General features: G+C 46.7%; 14 protein-coding genes and 1 other annotated feature. Of the genes, 3 read left to right on the top strand and 11 right to left on the bottom strand.

Annotated features, from left to right (window positions below; translation table 11 throughout):
* The 3 genes from ACMV8I_RS06665 to ACMV8I_RS06655 all read right to left on the bottom strand — a co-directional run bounded on the left by ACMV8I_RS06665 (position 1) and on the right by ACMV8I_RS06655 (position 4370).
* Complete coding sequence (locus ACMV8I_RS06665; RefSeq protein ID WP_498864386.1) at positions 1-1464, bottom strand: glycoside hydrolase family 1 protein; 1464 nt, start codon at positions 1462-1464, stop codon at positions 1-3.
* A 723-nt stretch (positions 1465-2187) separates the two neighbouring features.
* On the bottom strand, positions 2188-3303 hold the full coding sequence (locus tag ACMV8I_RS06660) for an SGNH/GDSL hydrolase family protein (protein WP_498864385.1): 1116 nt from the start codon (positions 3301-3303) through the stop codon (positions 2188-2190).
* Complete coding sequence (locus ACMV8I_RS06655) at positions 3300-4370, bottom strand: acyltransferase family protein (protein WP_498864384.1); 1071 nt, start codon at positions 4368-4370, stop codon at positions 3300-3302. The genes ACMV8I_RS06660 and ACMV8I_RS06655 overlap by 4 nt, the downstream gene beginning before the upstream one ends.
* A 310-nt stretch (positions 4371-4680) precedes the next feature.
* Between ACMV8I_RS06655 and gnd the strand changes: the two genes are divergently transcribed.
* Together gnd and wzzB are read left to right on the top strand one after the other, a co-directional pair.
* On the top strand, positions 4681-6090 hold the full coding sequence (gene gnd / locus ACMV8I_RS06650) for an NADP-dependent phosphogluconate dehydrogenase (protein WP_498864383.1): 1410 nt from the start codon (positions 4681-4683) through the stop codon (positions 6088-6090).
* A gap of 239 nt (positions 6091-6329) precedes the next feature.
* On the top strand, positions 6330-7325 hold the full coding sequence (gene wzzB / locus ACMV8I_RS06645) for an LPS O-antigen chain length determinant protein WzzB (protein ID WP_498864382.1): 996 nt from the start codon (positions 6330-6332) through the stop codon (positions 7323-7325).
* Between the two features lie 69 nt (positions 7326-7394).
* On the opposite strand, the gene hisIE is transcribed toward wzzB, so the two are convergent.
* Genes hisIE through hisG form a run of 8 tightly spaced genes read right to left on the bottom strand, consistent with a single transcriptional unit; the run spans position 7395 to position 14553 of the window.
* Positions 7395-8036, bottom strand: coding sequence for a bifunctional phosphoribosyl-AMP cyclohydrolase/phosphoribosyl-ATP diphosphatase HisIE (gene hisIE / locus ACMV8I_RS06640; RefSeq protein WP_498864381.1), 642 nt, complete (start codon positions 8034-8036; stop codon positions 7395-7397).
* On the bottom strand, positions 8033-8806 hold the full coding sequence (gene hisF / locus ACMV8I_RS06635; RefSeq protein ID WP_498864380.1) for an imidazole glycerol phosphate synthase subunit HisF: 774 nt from the start codon (positions 8804-8806) through the stop codon (positions 8033-8035). The genes hisIE and hisF overlap by 4 nt, the downstream gene beginning before the upstream one ends.
* On the bottom strand, positions 8788-9525 hold the full coding sequence (gene hisA, locus ACMV8I_RS06630; protein ID WP_498864379.1) for a 1-(5-phosphoribosyl)-5-[(5-phosphoribosylamino)methylideneamino]imidazole-4-carboxamide isomerase: 738 nt from the start codon (positions 9523-9525) through the stop codon (positions 8788-8790). The genes hisF and hisA overlap by 19 nt, the downstream gene beginning before the upstream one ends.
* 5 nt (positions 9526-9530) lie before the next feature.
* Positions 9531-10121: an imidazole glycerol phosphate synthase subunit HisH gene (gene hisH / locus ACMV8I_RS06625; protein WP_498864378.1), complete on the bottom strand. Its 591-nt coding sequence runs from the start codon at positions 10119-10121 to the stop codon at positions 9531-9533.
* Entirely contained in the window at positions 10121-11203 is a 1083-nt protein-coding gene (gene hisB, locus ACMV8I_RS06620; RefSeq protein WP_498864377.1) for a bifunctional histidinol-phosphatase/imidazoleglycerol-phosphate dehydratase HisB, read from the bottom strand. The genes hisH and hisB overlap by 1 nt, the downstream gene beginning before the upstream one ends.
* On the bottom strand, positions 11200-12336 hold the full coding sequence (hisC, locus tag ACMV8I_RS06615; protein WP_498864376.1) for a histidinol-phosphate transaminase: 1137 nt from the start codon (positions 12334-12336) through the stop codon (positions 11200-11202). Before hisC ends, hisB begins: the two co-directional genes overlap by 4 nt.
* A complete protein-coding gene (hisD, locus tag ACMV8I_RS06610; protein WP_498864375.1) occupies positions 12333-13649 on the bottom strand; it encodes a histidinol dehydrogenase in 1317 nt (438 codons plus the stop codon). The genes hisC and hisD overlap by 4 nt, the downstream gene beginning before the upstream one ends.
* Positions 13650-13653: 4 nt before the next feature.
* Positions 13654-14553 (bottom strand): ATP phosphoribosyltransferase, encoded by a 900-nt coding sequence (gene hisG, locus ACMV8I_RS06605; protein WP_498864374.1) that lies wholly within the window; start codon positions 14551-14553, stop codon positions 13654-13656.
* An 88-nt stretch (positions 14554-14641) separates the two neighbouring features.
* Positions 14642-14763: a sequence feature (His leader region), on the bottom strand.
* A 319-nt stretch (positions 14764-15082) separates the two neighbouring features.
* Here hisG and ACMV8I_RS06600 point away from each other — a divergent pair.
* Positions 15083-15913 carry an SDR family oxidoreductase gene (locus ACMV8I_RS06600; protein ID WP_498864373.1) on the top strand — a complete coding sequence of 277 codons (831 nt, stop codon included), beginning with the start codon at positions 15083-15085 and terminating at the stop codon, positions 15911-15913.
* Positions 15914-16908 lie beyond the last annotated feature (995 nt).

The following is a 16908-nucleotide window of genomic DNA, read 5'->3' as shown; positions in this document are numbered from 1 at the left end:
TTACTTACATTTATTTTCTTTTTTGAATTTTTCTATTTTTTCTTTATATTCAAAATAACTGCTTTTCGGTGTGCGTTTCAAATCTTTACTAGTAAAATCAACGCTGACTATTCCAAATCTATTTTGATAGCCCCATAACCATTCAAAATTGTCTAGAAAACTCCAGAATAAATAGCCTTTCACATTTGCCCCTTCTTTCTTTGCCTCTGTTATCGCGTCAATATGAGCAGAAAGATATTTTGTTCTGAGGGGATCTTGCACTATACCATCTTTTAACTTTTCATCACTGGGGCCAAATCCTGCTCCATTTTCTGTGATAATTAACTCAGGGTTGCCATAATTGTTCTTTAGTGAAATAAGCAGGTTAATAAATTCCTTTGGCGACACTGGCCCGTTATATGAAGGTTCTTTGTCAGGGTTAGGCCTATCACCAATACCAAATGGTTTATTAATATCGTCTTTGACTAACGTTGGTCCATAATAATTAACCCCGATAAAGTCAGGCTTTGCGGCTGATATTTTGATCATTTCAGCATCGGTTGGACGAAAGTTTGGATTTTCCGCTTCATAGAGTTCTTTGACTTCTTTTGGATATTCCCCTTTATATACAGCATCTAAAATCCACTTGTTATGGACCTCATTACACATCTCTGCTGCTTGGCTGACATTATTATCGGGATCTATACATGGCGAAAGATTAAGAGCCATCCCAATTTTTCCGGGATTCTTCATTTTATGATAATTACTTACTGCTAATGCATTTGCTAAAAGGACATTGTGCATTGATGTGGCTTGTATTGCGCGTGACTTAACTGAAAGAACTTTTTCGTAACCTTCAGGGGTTGCTGAAACCAAATTATCTACTAAGGGTGAAAGAGTAAATATATAACCTTCAGGTTCATTAAAGGTGATGAAGTACGGAGCATCCTTTCCGAAATTCTTAAAGATTAAGTTTGAGTAATTGCTGAACCATTGCGGTGATGCGGGGTTGGACCAGCCACCTTGTTTGTACAAGGTCAGTGGCATATCCCAATGATAGAGTGTGATAATTGGTTTTATTCCGGCATCTTTTAAATCTTTTATTAATTTTTGGTAGTATTCAATACCTTTCGGATTGACCGAAACACCGTCAGGCATAACACGAGACCAAGCAATTGAAAATCGATAGGCATTTACGCCCATTTTTTTCATCAGTTGAATGTCTTTAATATACACATCACGGGATATTTGGTTTGTGGCAATATCTCCATTTTCACTTTTACCCGTTACGTGTTTAGTCACATTGTTATGCGTGAAATAGTCCCAGTTCGAAGGGCCTTTCCCATCAAGATTCCATCCTCCCTCAACTTGATATGCTGAGCTTGCTGTACCCCACAAGAAATTGCATTTATCATTCCCAGAGCTTGACTGTATGTTGAATGCCACTAGCGATACTAAGATCGATACCGTTAATTTTTTTTTCATTAATGTGTTTTCCATTGTCAGAACGGTTTTAAATAAGCTTGATTCGATATAACTGATTGAGCTATATGTAATTTTTAGACATCATAAGTCATAATTTTGGCACTATATTATCATGTTTTTAATCAAAAAAAATAAATCCAAGATGTATTTATGAGTTGCCTCACTTTCCTAATAAAATTTAGTACATCATTGATTTTTAAATTAATCTAATTGTTTGATTAGGTTTGCATTTCTCTATTTTTCTACTAAAGAGTGGTTTGTTAAAAAATCAGATGTAGATAAAGTATTCCTTGTCAGCCACTTCTTCATACAACTCGCATACTTTCTGGATGCCGGCCAACATTATTTTGTTTAATGCACGGTTCATGTCCATAGTCCCACCAGTCTAGGTATTGTAATAACGTAGCGTTAGATGACCACTGAACAGCAGCTGTAAGACGTGTTTCATTTCTAGTATTCGTAAACCTTTGCTTCGCCAGCGACTGACTGCGGTAGGTATCCCTTCGTCAGTCATTGATCTTACCTGTTCATCATTTTTATTTTCTTATGTCGCAGATCGTCATGGCACAGCAGACGTCTCATGGGCTGTGATCTCTTGATTTTCGGTGGCCTGGGGATAAGTTCTGTGAGCGTCTGCGCACCTGTAAAGCTGTTCTTTGGAATGTTATTAATAGGCTAAATAAAATTTATTTAGTTATTTAGCAAAGTCCATTCAGCATTTAATTAATAAAAATTTCTTCCAAGCATAGTAGTGAGTAAAGCCTCAGCAATCACTCGGTGACCAAAATCACCAGGATGATTTACCCCATTTCCAGTTATAGCCCAGATATTTTTTCTCTTAAGTATTTGGTTCCAAACATCCGTAATGTCAATAAATGTTGTGTGCTCGTACTTTAGCGATAGCGCCTTCAATCCATTGCTGTATCCTTGGAAATATTCTTTTTTAGGAAGAACCCATTCTGGGTTTGGTCTGATTGGGGAAGTAAGGACAATACGGGCATTTTTATTTTTATTCTTTATTTCTCTTATTAAAAACTCTATGTTTTTGATAAACTCTTTTGGAGTTACGTCATTGCTATCATTTACACCAAAAGAAATGACATAAATATTTGAATCAAGCTTCAACATGCGTCCAGTATTATCAGAAACGGCGTTATTAGTATTCCAGCCAGGTACTGATGGGTTATACCAGTGGTATCCTCCTCCTTTGAACATTGATAGATAAGCAGAGACAAGGCCAACAAATGGCGGCTGGTTAGGGGCTGAGTATATGTCTGTTGCATTAGCCCCAAACGTTATACTGTCTCCGTAATATGTTACTTTAATGTCAGGCTCTTCTTTTATTAATTTACGCAAATCACTTATGCTGCCTGACATTTTTAAATTCAAATGGCCGTTCTTTTTATAGGATACCGGTATTTGATAATTTTGATATTCCGTATTTACTTTGACGTTAAATTTTTTATCTTCTTTTAGTGGTTTACTAAAACCAGCAGGTGCCACGGGTACCGCACTATCCGTCGGGAATGTAATCGAGCTACCATGGTAAACGAAATCTTTATTTTTACGGTATAGAACACTGGTCGTTTGATTGAAAACCATAACTGAAGAAGTTGGTTTGAACATTAATTTTTCTTTCTTGTATTCTACAGAGGCATATACTGGTTCAGCGTAAACATACGTACCACCAAAAAAAGAAGGGTGTATGTTGAATTTGTTGACAATATAGTTACTGCAAGATACTTCAGTGCATGATAAATATGTATCATTTGCTTTAGGTAGTTCGGCATAAGAATTAATGGATACTAACAAACAGGCAGCTAAGATGTTTTTTTTCATTGTTTTTTTCCGTAAGATTTTTTCTTTATCCAATTATTCAAGGGCTTTTCGATCAAGGTATAACTACCAAGACCAATAACTTGACAAAAAATATAATAGATAATGACGTATGCGGTTATTCCAATGGTGTTTTCAAGGCCATAATGAGTCCATACGAATAAAAAAATTGGCGCTGCAATTCCGTGTGAAAGGTAGAGACTATAAGAGGAATCACCGAGGAGCAAAAAAATTCTGTAACGTGGTATTTTCCCTTCCAAACTTAGCGCTGAAAATACTAAAATGAATGCCGGTATCCCCCATGTAAGAACGCGAGAGTATTCGTTGTAGGGTAATATACCTGAATTAACGAATGCAAAAATTGGAAAGAAGGATATAAGGCCAAGCCATGCCAGCCACTTAGGTAGAATGCATCCTGAAGAGTACAAGCGGTAAAGGTACATTCCCATAAGAAACTCAATAAACATTTGACTGGAAAGCGTAAGCAGAACTTTGTTTTCACCGTGAGCTATGGAGTTACCCATACCGAAAATAACAAATGTAAGAATTGCGTAAACTTCAAGCGAGTTTGCTTTTTTTACTCTTAATGCCAGCATTGCAGCCAGAATAAAATAAAATAAGAACTCAAACTGAAGTGTCCAGCCGATACCAAGAATTGGTGGTTTATCGAAGTTCGTGAAAGTCATCGTTTTCACGAACCACATTAAATCTAGACGAGAGGAATTGAAAATGTAAGCAAAATCTTCGGTTGGTTGAGATATTAAGTTAGAACTTTCCATCCAAGATATGAATACCACGGCAAGTGTCGTGACAAAATAAAGAGGCCATATTCGGGTAATTCTACGCTTAATAAATCCCAGAGGAGATAGTTTGGGTACCATACCATCTTTGTGCAATCCACCGTATATGATGAATGGCATGATGAAACCACTAATGATGAAAAATATGTCTACGCCGATGCCACCAAGGTTAGTTATTGAAGGTGGAATACCATAAACCGACAGGTTTGCATGGGCATAAATCACCAAAAAAGCAGCAAAAAATCTAAGGTATTGTATGTTAGCAATCATGATTTAACGTTTTTTTGTAAAGAAAGGTATTCTATCAGGTAATCCACGAGTAAATCATAAATTCAGCTATCATTTTTGGCGAACCACAATTGAGAAATTGATAGGTTCCATGTTGAAAGCGTTGTCACTTTACTTCGCATAGGCTTAAAGTTGCGTATCGCATTTTGTGATCGCTGCAATATGTTCCCCCTTTGCCATTCTCATGTACAATGCTTGTGTCCATTTGTATAGCTCAGAGCAAATTAACCCCAATATAACAAAGGGTTAGTCGTAAAGCTGGGCAATCAACCAATTCAGACAGGAGTTGTTAATGTCCAAACAACAGATCGGCGTTGTCGGTATGGCGGTCATGGGCCGTAACCTCGCGCTTAACATTGAAAGCCGTGGTTATTCCGTTTCCATTTTTAACCGTTCTGGCGACAAGACTGATGAAGTCATCGCTGAAAACCCGGGTAAAAATCTGGTTCCACACTACAGCGTCGAAGAGTTTGTTGACTCGCTGGAAAAACCTCGCCGCATCCTGCTGATGGTGAAAGCAGGCGAAGCAACAGACAAAACCATCGCATCCCTGACTCCTCATCTGGATAAAGGTGACATCCTGATCGATGGCGGCAACACCTATTATAAAGACACCATTCGCCGTAACCGCGAACTGTCTGAGCAAGGCTTTAACTTCATCGGTACCGGCGTTTCCGGCGGTGAAGAGGGCGCACTGAAAGGCCCATCTATCATGCCTGGTGGTCAGAAAGAAGCTTACGCGCTGGTTGCCCCAATCCTTGAGCAAATCGCTGCTCGCGCCGAAGATGGTGAAGCCTGTGTGGCTTACATCGGTGCAGACGGTGCGGGTCACTACGTTAAGATGGTTCATAACGGTATCGAATACGGCGACATGCAGCTTATTGCAGAAGCGTATTCATTGCTGAAACAGTCTTTGGGCCTGAGCAATGAAGAGCTGGCAAGCACTTTTGTTGACTGGAACAAAGGCGAGCTGAACAGCTATCTGATCGACATCACTAAAGATATCTTCACCAAGAAAGATGAAGAAGGTAAATATCTGGTTGATGTGATTCTGGATGAAGCGGCCAACAAAGGTACCGGCAAATGGACCAGCCAGAGCTCGCTGGATCTTGGTGAACCGCTGACGCTGATCACAGAGTCAGTCTTTGCTCGCTATCTGTCGTCCCTGAAAGACCAACGCGTTGCGGCTTCTAAAGTACTTACAGGCCCAACCGTTAAACCTTTCAATGGTGACAAAGCGGAATTTATCGAAAAAATCCGCCGTGCGTTGTATCTGGGTAAAATTGTCTCTTATGCACAGGGCTTCTCACAGCTGAAAGCGGCATCAGAAGAGAATAACTGGGATCTGCATTACGGCGAAATCGCCAAGATCTTCCGTGCTGGCTGTATCATCCGCGCTCAGTTCCTGCAGAAAATTACCGATGCGTATGCTGAAAATGCATCTATCGCTAACCTGCTGCTGGCACCGTATTTCAAAAATATCGCTGATGAGTATCAGCAAGCGCTGCGTGATGTGGTCTCCTATGCCGTGCAGAACGGTATCCCGACGCCAACCTTCTCTGCTGCGATCAACTATTATGACAGCTACCGTTCAGCGGTTTTGCCTGCTAACCTGATCCAGGCACAGCGTGACTACTTCGGTGCCCATACTTACAAGCGTATCGATAAAGACGGCGTGTTCCATACCGAGTGGCTGGACTAAGTTAAAGCGGGTTATTCTCAATGTCTTATTAAACGACCCTCTAAGCGGGTCGTTTTTATTTTCCTCTCAAAACCTGATTCAACTGCAGATGATTTGAAATTTGCGAACTAACGAACCGGTTAAATTTCGGTGTAATCTGATCGAAATGTCTGGCTTTAGGTTAGGTGTTTCTTAACCCGGCAGACTATAATAACTTCATGCATACAATTGTTTATAAGTAATTTTTTCTTAGGGTGATCATGAATCAAGATAACAACAGTGTGAACAAAAGTCGCAGCAGTCAACCGGATGAATCTATTGATTTAGTTGATGTTTTTATACGACTTTGGCGTGGTAAATTGACTATCATTATCTGTATGATTTTGGCGCTGGCTCTAGCAGTCGTTTATTTGTTTGTTGCCAAAGAAAAATGGACTTCTGAAGCGATTCTTACCTACCCGGACTCAGGTCAGGTTGCGAACTATAACAATGCGATGGGAGTCCTCTATAGCCAAAATCCGACTAATGCGCCAACTGTCATTGACGTTCAACAGCGTTTTTTTGGAAGATTTAATGCTGCGACTTCAGCTTTATCAGAACAACTTAATAATCAGCCTGACCCGGAAAAGTTAACGATAACTTCGGTAGTCAAAGATCAGCTGGCACCCATTAAAATAAACTTTACCGCTGCAACTGCGGGTCAGGCGCAGAAAACGTTGACGACCTATATCCAGCAGATCAATAAGCGCGTAGTCAACGAGCTCGACGATGACTTGCAAATTAGCATTAACTCTAAAATCGGCGATCTGAAAGAGGATTTAGCAACGAAAGAGAAGGTGGCTCAGGAGAGGAAGGACAAGCGTCTGGAAATCCTTAATCAGGCATTGATCGTTGCTGAGCAGTCGAACGTTAAGAACACCAAGGTACAGCAGGCAGAAACGCTGTCTGAAGATACGCTGTTCGTTCTTGGCAGCGATGCGCTCTCTTCAATCATTAAGAATGAAGCTACGCGCCCCTTACCTTTAGATGATTCGTACTACAGTTCCCGCCAGTCATTGTTAGCGATCAGCGCGTTAAAATCGAAACCGGATTCAACTTACTCCTTCCGTTATGTGATGAAACCAAATCTGCCACTTCACCGGGACAGTCCGAAGAAGCCGCTGATACTCATACTGGGTGCCTTGGGCGGTTTTATTCTTGGCGCGATAGTCGTGCTAGGACGTAACGCTGTGAGGAATTATTCTCTTCGTTCATAATTTCTGAAAGATAAAAAAGGCCGGTTTAGTAAATAAACCGGCCTTTTTGCTATTTGAATCAGCTAAAAATCACTTCTTATGCCGTTGACGCAAATTCTCAATCACGGTACTAAAGTTCAAATCCTGATCCTGCAATAACACCAGCAGGTGATACATCAAATCTGAGGCCTCATTGGTCAGCTCGAAACGGTCGTTGACCGTAGCCGCCAGTGCGGTTTCCACGCCTTCTTCACCCACTTTCTGCGCTATACGTTTGGTGCCACTGGCATAGAGTTTGGCGGTGTAAGAACTTTCAGGGTCAGCATTTTTACGTGATGCCAGCAATTCTTCGAGTTGGAACAGGAATCCCCAGTCGGTGGCGGCAGGGTGGAAGCAGCTGTTGGTGCCTTGATGGCAGGTCGGGCCGATCGGATTCACCAGCGCCAGCAGGGTATCATTATCGCAATCCGGATAGATACTGACCAGATTGAGGAAATGACCTGAGCTTTCACCTTTGGTCCAAAGGCGTTGTTTCGTCCGCGAATAAAATGTCACTTTGCCGGAGTCTTGCGTCACACTCAGGGCATCCTGGTTCATATACCCCATCATCAACACTTCACCAGACACCGCATGCTGTACAACCACCGGCATCAGATTATCGACTTTTTCCCAGTCGAGCAGGCTAATCTGTTGTTCGCTTAAACGACCATTATTTACAAATTCGTTACTCACAAGCGGATCTCCACGCCATTTTCTGCCAGGAAGCTTTTCAGCTCGCCGATATTGATAATTTGTTTATGGAACACTGATGCCGCCAGAGCGCCATCAACATTCGCCTGTTGGAAAGCGTCGAGGAAGTGCTGGGGTGTTCCCGCACCGCCCGAAGCAATCAGCGGCACGCGGCACACGTCGCGCATCAGCTTCAGTTGCTGCAAGTCATAACCGTTACGCACGCCATCCTGGTTCATCATATTCAGTACAATTTCACCTGCGCCACGTTCCTGTACTTCCTTTACCCAGTCCAGTGTCTGCCAGGTGGTAACCTTGGTACGCGCTTCATCACCGGTAAACTGGTGAACCTGATAACTGCCTGACTCTGCATCATGCCAGGTATCGATGCCCACAACGATGCACTGTACACCGAAACGATCAGCCAGACGGCTTATCAACGTTGGGTCTGCCAGTGCAGGCGAGTTGATGGAAATTTTATCTGCGCCAAACTGCAGGATCTGCGCCGCGTCTTCTGCACTCTTAATGCCACCCGCCACACAGAACGGAATGTCGATCACTTCCGCCACTCGCGACACCCAACTTTTATCCACCACGCGCCCATCAGAAGAGGCAGTAATGTCGTAAAATACCAGTTCATCTGCGCCTTCTTCGGCGTAGCGTTTTGCCAGTGGCACAATGTCACCGATGATCTCGTGATTGCGAAACTGTACGCCTTTTACTACCTGGCCGTTTTTGACGTCCAGACAGGGAATTATCCGTTTTGCCAGCATGAAATTGCCTCCGTCACGCTAAATTTACCGTCGAGCAATGCACGCCCGACAATCACGCCTTCCACGCCGCTGTCACGTAATTGAGCGATATCATCCAGAGAGCCAATACCGCCGGAAGCCTGAAAGGCGACCTGCGGATAACGCGTGGTGACTTCGCGGTACAGCTCAACGTTGGAACCGGCCAGCGTGCCATCGCGGGAGATATCGGTGCAAAGTACATGTTTCAGGCCAAAGGGCAGATATTGCTCGACCACCTGTTCCAGCGTGGCGTTGGAGTTTTCCTGCCAACCGCTGATGGCAACATTTTTAGCGCCGTTGGCGTCAATACGCACATCCAATGCCAGTACCAGTGCATCGGCGCCAAAACGGCTGAACCAGGCTTGCACCAGCTCAGGGTCTTTTACCGCCGTTGAACCCACAACAACGCGGGTTGCGCCAGCCGATAATAGAGCTTCTACATCTTGTTCATGGCGAATACCGCCACCGACTTGCACGGGTACCGTGACGCCCGCCAGCAGTTTTTTCAGTAAAGGGATCTGGCGCGCGGCGGGATCTTTAGCACCGGTCAAATCGACCAGATGCAAAACTTCTGCGCCCTGGCGTTGATAATCCTGCAAGCGAGGCAGCGGGTCGCTACCATAATCGCGCTGCTGGCCATAATCACCCTGATGCAAACGCACCACGCTACCGTCGATCAAATCCAAAGCGGGAATAATCATGGTGCTCACATCTCCAGAAAATTTTGCAACAGTCGTGCACCCGCGGCACCGGAACGCTCCGGATGAAACTGCACGCCGAAGAAGTTGTCTTTTGCCACGGCGGCGGTGAACGGCTCGCCGTACAGCGTTTGAGCCAAGGTGTTTTCGCATATTGGCATCGCATATCCGTGGACGAAATAGAAATAAGCGTTCTCATCAATACCGCGGAACAGGTGGCTGTCCGCATTGGCGATCACCTGATTCCAGCCCATGTGCGGCAACGGCAATCCGCGATCCTGCATACGTTGCACCGGCTGGTCGATAATCCCCAGCGTTTTGATGCCGCCATTCTCGTCGCTACCGGAACCCAACAATTGCATCCCCAGGCAAATGCCCAGCACTGGTTGAGTACAGGCCTTGATCAGCTCAATCAGTTCACGTTGCTCTAGCTGCTCCATGGCGGCGCGCGCGGTTCCCACGCCCGGTAAAAACAGTTTGTCAGCTCGCAGCACCACTTCCGGGTCGCGGCTCACCTTGGGCTCATAACCTAAACGTTGTACCGCATACTTTACCGACGAGAGATTGGCACAGCCGGTATCAAGAATGACGACGCTCATCACAGCACTCCTTTCGAACTCGGCAGCGTGTTGCCGTCGACACGGATAGCCTGGCGCAAGGTGCGGCCAAAGGCTTTGAACAGACTTTCAACACGGTGATGATCGTTCTTACCTTTGGTTCGTAAGTGCAGCGTACAGCCCATTGCGTAAGAGAGAGAACGGAAGAAGTGCTCGACCATCTCCGTGCTCAAATCGCCCACACGCTGATAGTTAAACTCGGCTTTATACTCGAGGTGCGGACGACCGGAAATATCCAGCGCGCAGCGCGCCAGACATTCGTCCATCGGCAGTACAAAGCCGAAACGGCCGATCCCACGTTTGTCACCCAACGCCTTATTTAGGGCCTCGCCCAGCGCCAGCCCGGTATCTTCCACGGTGTGGTGGTCGTCAATATAGAGATCGCCTTTGACCTCGATATTCATGCGGAATCCACCGTGGGTGGCAATCTGATCTAGCATATGGTCAAAGAAGCCGACGCCGGTGCGGATTTTGCTTTCACCTTCGCGGTCCAGCCAGACGTCCACCTCGATGGACGTTTCACGGGTCACGCGATTAATGTGCGCATAACGATCGCGCAAAGTCAGCTGCGCGGCAATGGCAGCCCAGTTCAGCATACCGCGCTGGTAACGCAAACCGACGATGCCCATATTGGCCGCCAGTTGAATATCGGTGTCGCGGTCGCCAATCACATAGCTGTTAGCGACATCCATCAGGCCGCTTTCCAGATAACCTTTTACCAGTTCGGTTTTTGGTTTGCGGCAGCGACAGTGGTCTGCCGGCAGGTGAGGGCAGATCAGCACTTCGTCAAATATCACCCCCTGTGAGCTAAGGATCTGCATCATCAGATTGTGCGGCGGATCGAAAGTCTCCTGCGGGAAACTGGCGGTGCCCAGGCCGTCCTGATTAGTGATCATCACCAATTTGAAACCGGCAACTTGTAACGCCAGCAGTGCGGGGATCACGCCCGGCTCGAATGCCAGTTTATCCAGACGGTCTACCTGAAAATCTTCAGGCGGTTCACTAATCAACGTACCGTCGCGGTCGATGAATAAGATCTTTTGTACTAACGGGCTCAGGCTCACATCGGCTCCTTGCTTGGGGCTGTTTCATTATTCATGGTGGCGGCGGGCTGACTTATCCCGGGCAGCGGTTGCAGTGCGTCGATCACCCGTTGGCACTCTTTGCGCGTGCCAACGGTAATGCGCAGACAGCCGGAAAGCCCCGGTTGTTTGTTCTGGTCACGTAAGATAATGCCCTGATCCCAGAGGGTTTTAAATACCTGACTTGAAGCGGTAAAGCGAACAAGCAGGTAATTGGTTTCGCTGGTGAATACCTGTTCCACGCAGTCGCAGCGTTTTAGTTGCTGTGTCAGCCATGAGCGTGTTTCAACAATCTCTGCCACTCGAGCACGCATCACGGCCAGACCTTCGTTACTTAACGCCTGTGCGGCAATGTCGGCAACCGGCGTGGAAAGCGGGTAAGGTGCGATCACTTTCATTAATAAGGCAATCAGTTCGCTGTTGGCTAAGGTGAAGCCGCAGCGCAAACCGGCCAGCGCGAAGGCTTTTGACAGCGTGCGCAAAACCGCAAGGTGTGGATACTCTTTTAGCCAGCTTGTCACCGAGGCCTGCGGGCAGAACTCAATATAAGCTTCATCAATGGCGACAATGGCGCGGCCCCGGGTCAACTCGAGTACCGCACGCAGGTCGTCAGGATCAATCAGATTACCGGTCGGGTTGTTCGGGCTACAAACATAGACCAGTTTGACGCCATCCAGCGCAGCTTCAATGGCCGGTAAATCCAGCGACCAGTCCTCTTTAGCCTGAACTGTACGGCCTTCGACGCCGATGGTTTCCGCGCTGACGCTGTACATACCGTAAGTCGGTGGACAATAAAGGATGGCGTCTTTTCCTGGCTCGCAGAAAGCGCGGATCAACAGCTCGATCCCTTCATCTGCGCCACGGCTGACGAGTACCTGATCTTTCTCTAACCCGGCGTAGGCCGCGTAACGTTCAATCACCAGCACCGGCTGACATTCCGGGTAACGGTTGAAGGTCTGGGCGGTCAGTTCAAACTGCGGTGCGATCGGATACTCGTTAGCGTTCAGCCATACATCACCATTGCCACCCAGGCGACGGGCCGACTGATAAGGTGTCAGCTCGCGCACGTTCTTACGCGCCAGCGACTGAATGCTCAGATTTTTTTCGTTGCTCATAATCCTTGCTCCTTCAGTACGTTAACACGCAACGTCACGGCATTTTTGTGTGCGGTTAGCTGCTCAGCCTGTGCCAGCGTTTCAATCGTCGTAGCCAGACCGAGTAACCCTTGCGGGGTGAGTTGCTGTACGGTCATTCGTTTCTGGAAATCCGCCAGCCCGAGGCTGGAGCAGGTTGCCGTGTAACCGTAGGTCGGTAAGACGTGATTGGTGCCTGAGGCGTAATCCCCGGCGGATTCCGGTGACCAGTCGCCAAGAAACACTGACCCGGCGCTGGTGATGCTGTCGACCAGCGCTTCCGGTTCACGGGTTTGCAGGATCAAATGTTCAGGGCCATAAGCGTTACTGATTTCAAGACACTGCGCCAAATCTTTGGCAACGATCAGGCGGCTGCTTTCCAGCGCCTGCCGGGCAATCTCTTTGCGGGATAACTGCGCCAGTTGGCGTTCAACGGCTTCAGCGACGGCGACGGCCATTTCCATACTGGGGGTCAGCAAAATCACCTGTGAGTCTGGGCCATGCTCGGCTTGTGACAGCAGATCAGAGGCCACAAAGTCCGGCGTTGCACCCCTGTCTGCGATCACCAGTACTTCAGACGGGCCAGCTGGCATGTCGATGGCCGCACCATTGAGGCTCTGGCTCACCTGACGTTTAGCTTCGGTGACATAGGCATTCCCCGGCCCGAAGATTTTTGCCACTTTCGGTACGCTTTGGGTGCCGAAAGCCAGCGCGGCAATGGCCTGCGCGCCTCCCAACTGATAGACCTCCGTCACGCCGCACAGTTTAGCGGCATACAGAATTTCATCGGCAATCGGCGGTGGTGAACATAACGTGACGCGCTGACAACCGGCGATGTGCGCCGGTGTTGCCAGCATCAATACGGTAGAAACCAGCGGTGCAGAACCGCCCGGAATATACAGCCCAACCGACTGAATGGGACGGGTCAGTTGCTGGCAGCGTACACCCGGCTGCGTTTCAATATCCACCACCGCCAGCTTCTGCGCTTCGTGGAAGGTCGTAATATTGCGAACGGCGTGCGCCATCGCTTGTTTTACGTCATCGCCTAAACGCGCGGATGCCGCTTCAATCTGCTGCGCCGTAACGCGAATATCGCCTACGTCAGTCTTATCAAAGGTTGCACAGAACTCACGTAAAGCAGTGTCGCCTTCGGTGCGCACGCGGCGCAGGATCTCAGTAACCGACTCGGTGATGCGGTCCGAGGCCGAGATCGCCGGGCGGGTCAGCAGCTCGCGACGTTGCTGTTCGTCACATTGCTGCCAGTCAATCGGGGTGGTAAACGCGTTTGGCTGCATGGCCTTACTCCATCATTTTTTCGATTGGCAGGACCAGAATCGAACTGGCACCCAGCGCTTTCAGTTTTTCCATGGTTTCCCAGAACAGCGTTTCACTGCTGACCATGTGCATCGCAACGCGTTGTTGATCGCCTGCGAGAGGCAGAATAGTAGGGCGCTCAGCGCCTGGCAGCAGGGCAATGATTTCATCCAGACGTTCACTCGGCGCGTGCAACATAATGTACTTTGATTCACGAGCCTGAATCACGCCCTGAATACGGGTCATCAGACGGTCAATCAGCAGCTGTTTTTCCTGCGGCATTTCGCCGTCACGCTGGATAAGGCAGGCCTTCGAGCGGTAAATCACTTCTACTTCGCGCAGACCATTAGCCTCAAGGGTTGCACCCGTGGAAACCAGATCGCAAATGGCATCTGACAGACCGGCACGCGGGGCCACTTCAACAGAGCCGTTGAGCAAACACGATTTGAACTCAACGCCCTGTTTGTCCAGATACTGCTTGAGGATATGTGGATAGGAAGTGGCGATGCGGGCTTTTTGCAGGCTTTGCGGACCGGTATATTCGCAGTCCAGTGGAGTCGCCAGCGACAGGCGGCAGCCACCGAAATCCAGGCGGCGCAGCGTGAAATAACGCGGGTCTTCGCCTTGCGCCCGGCGATTGAGCAACTCTTCTTCCAGCACGTTCTCGCCGATGATGCCTAAATCAACAACGCCGTCCATCACCAAACCGGGGATATCGTCATCACGCACGCGCAAAATATCGATAGGCATGTTTTCTGCGAAGGCGATCAGGCGTTGCTCCTGCAAATTGATTTTGATCCCGCAGCGTGCCAGCAGTTCGCGTGACTCATCACTAAGGCGACCTGACTTCTGCATTGCTATACGTAAACGTGATTTATCTAACATGATGACCTCGACCTTTCTTATGTTTGTTAGCTGTAATGGTTAAATATTTGCGTAATTATATAAGTCATTCGGACTTCAAATTGCAGGTAAAAAAAAACCCCCGGAAGATATCTTCCGGGGGCTCTCTCTACATTCTGCGCCACTGGAAGATCTAAACAGTCTCCCAGCACCAATCGCCTGCAAGACTAGTCAGGGTAATGGTGATGATGGTGGTTGATCAGAATGTTGTTCATGTTTGTTTCTCTTGAAGTGAATACGCCAGATAGCGAAACTTATGCCGGTAAAACTAAACTATCCGATAGCCGCAGTGCAACCTTTTTTTCCGGGGATAAATTTTTCTTATAAAGGGTGCGAGTTTCATCAATGATATGAATACTGCCGCTGCCAGACAAAGTCGCTAACACTTGTGTAAAAAACCTGACGTGTTAGGACGTTCTCTGAACGTCCTCGTGGCGCTAATTTGCTAAACTAAAAACAATTCGGCATTGATCATGCAGGAACGCATGACAAGCAAAGGATGGAGTTGAGTATGAAAAAAGTCGCAATAGTTGGGCTGGGCTGGCTGGGTATGCCACTGGCAATGGCACTGAACGCCAAAGGCTATCAGGTGGTTGGCAGCAAAACCACGCCTGACGGTGTAGAAGCCGCACGGATGTGCGGCATTGACTGCTATCCGCTAGTCTTTCTGCCGGAAATGCAGTGCGAGGCTGCAGATCTCGATACATTGTTAAATGTCGACGCGCTGATTATCACCTTGCCGGCTCGCCGAACAGTAGAAGGGAGCGAACTTTATTTCCAGGCAGTACAGCAGTTGGTGGATAGCGCGCTGGCGCATAATGTCAGGCGCATCATCTTTACCAGCTCAACCTCCATTTATGGCGACGGCAGTGGGACGATGCGTGAAGATTCCTTGCTACGTCCTGTGACCCCCAGCGGAAAGGTCCTCGAAGAGTTGGAGAACTGGTTCCACCGGCTGCCGAATACCTCTGTTGATGTGCTGCGGCTGGCGGGTCTGGTGGGTTCTGACCGTCATCCGGGACGTTTTATGGCGGGTAAAATCAATGTGCAGGGTGGTCACTATGGTGTCAATCTGGTGCATCAGGATGACGTTATTGCCGCGATGATCCTGCTGCTGAGCCTGCCTAAAGGCGGACATACCTATAACCTCTGCGCGCCGTTACATCCGCAGAAGCAGCATTTCTACCCGGCACTGGCCCGCCAGCTTGGTTTAACTGAACCTCATTTTGCTGAATCTGTTGAAGGCGACGGGGGAGGTAAACTCATCGATGGCAACCGCATTTGCAAAGAACTGGGATTTGAGTATCAGCACCCTGATCCTGAACTGATGCCTATCAGTTGATCAATCATTGCAGAACCCATCATAACGAATAGCCTTAATGATGATGGGTTTTGCTGATTAATTTTGCCGTTTTATATAGATATAATTTGCAGGCTATTTAAAGCAATCAGTAAAAACGTAAGAAACCCTTCCTCCTTTATATCTCAGCTCATCTCTCCATAAAATGATCAATATCTGTTCTATTTTACCTGGCGTCTTGATGAAATATATTTATAACGTACTGTGACTAATATAAAGGAATACACCTTCTTTCACTGTGGTTGCGACATATAGTAGTCCTTTTTGCACATCAAACGTACTTCTTATATTGAATCGATAGCAACATGATGAATATTAATCTTGTTTTTTTTAATTGAGAAACATAAATCACTTTTATAAGCCCAATACCTAAAGTTTTGTACATGGATGCCGATAGTGAATATAGAGAAAAATTACTCTTCAAATTGAACTGTTACATAACCAATGCTTCTGTATTTTTCTCAGTGCAGAAGTTTCCGTATACATACATTTTCTGTTACATACCTTGGCTTTATGCTTTGCAAAGGCTGCACGTTTCTCACCAGTTCTTCACTTTTTATTCTGAATTCATGCCGCATTTTATCTCAAATCACGCTACATGCGTCCAGAGGAGGATTTAAAGCGAAATTTCTGTTTTTATACAAAATATCTATAAATATTAAATTTATAGTGTTAAAGACTGCATTTATCCCATCATCTTGGTGTTTGTGTCTTTCAATTTGGCTTTTAATGGCGTTTGTAGGAAATGATCTAATAATGGCGATAAAAAGTGGCCTGATAGGGCTGTTTTAAGACGTGTTTTTACTTTTGGTTGTAATTTGAGCGAGTAATTTAGGTTAAGTGCTGCTTTTTGATGAAAGTAAATTTTATTTTTGTGATATGGATCACACTTTTGTTAAAATGAGTTAGCGTTAAGATTGTATGTGACGATGGTTCGGGGTTACATTTGCGCAGCACTAGGAATAATCCTAATAAAT

Origin of the sequence: Ewingella sp. S1.OA.A_B6 (genome assembly GCF_049889095.1) — a bacterium.
Classification (GTDB): Bacteria; Pseudomonadota; Gammaproteobacteria; order Enterobacterales; family Enterobacteriaceae; genus Ewingella.
Note: the sequence above shows the minus strand (reverse complement) of the source record. Positions and strands in the feature narration are given on the sequence as shown.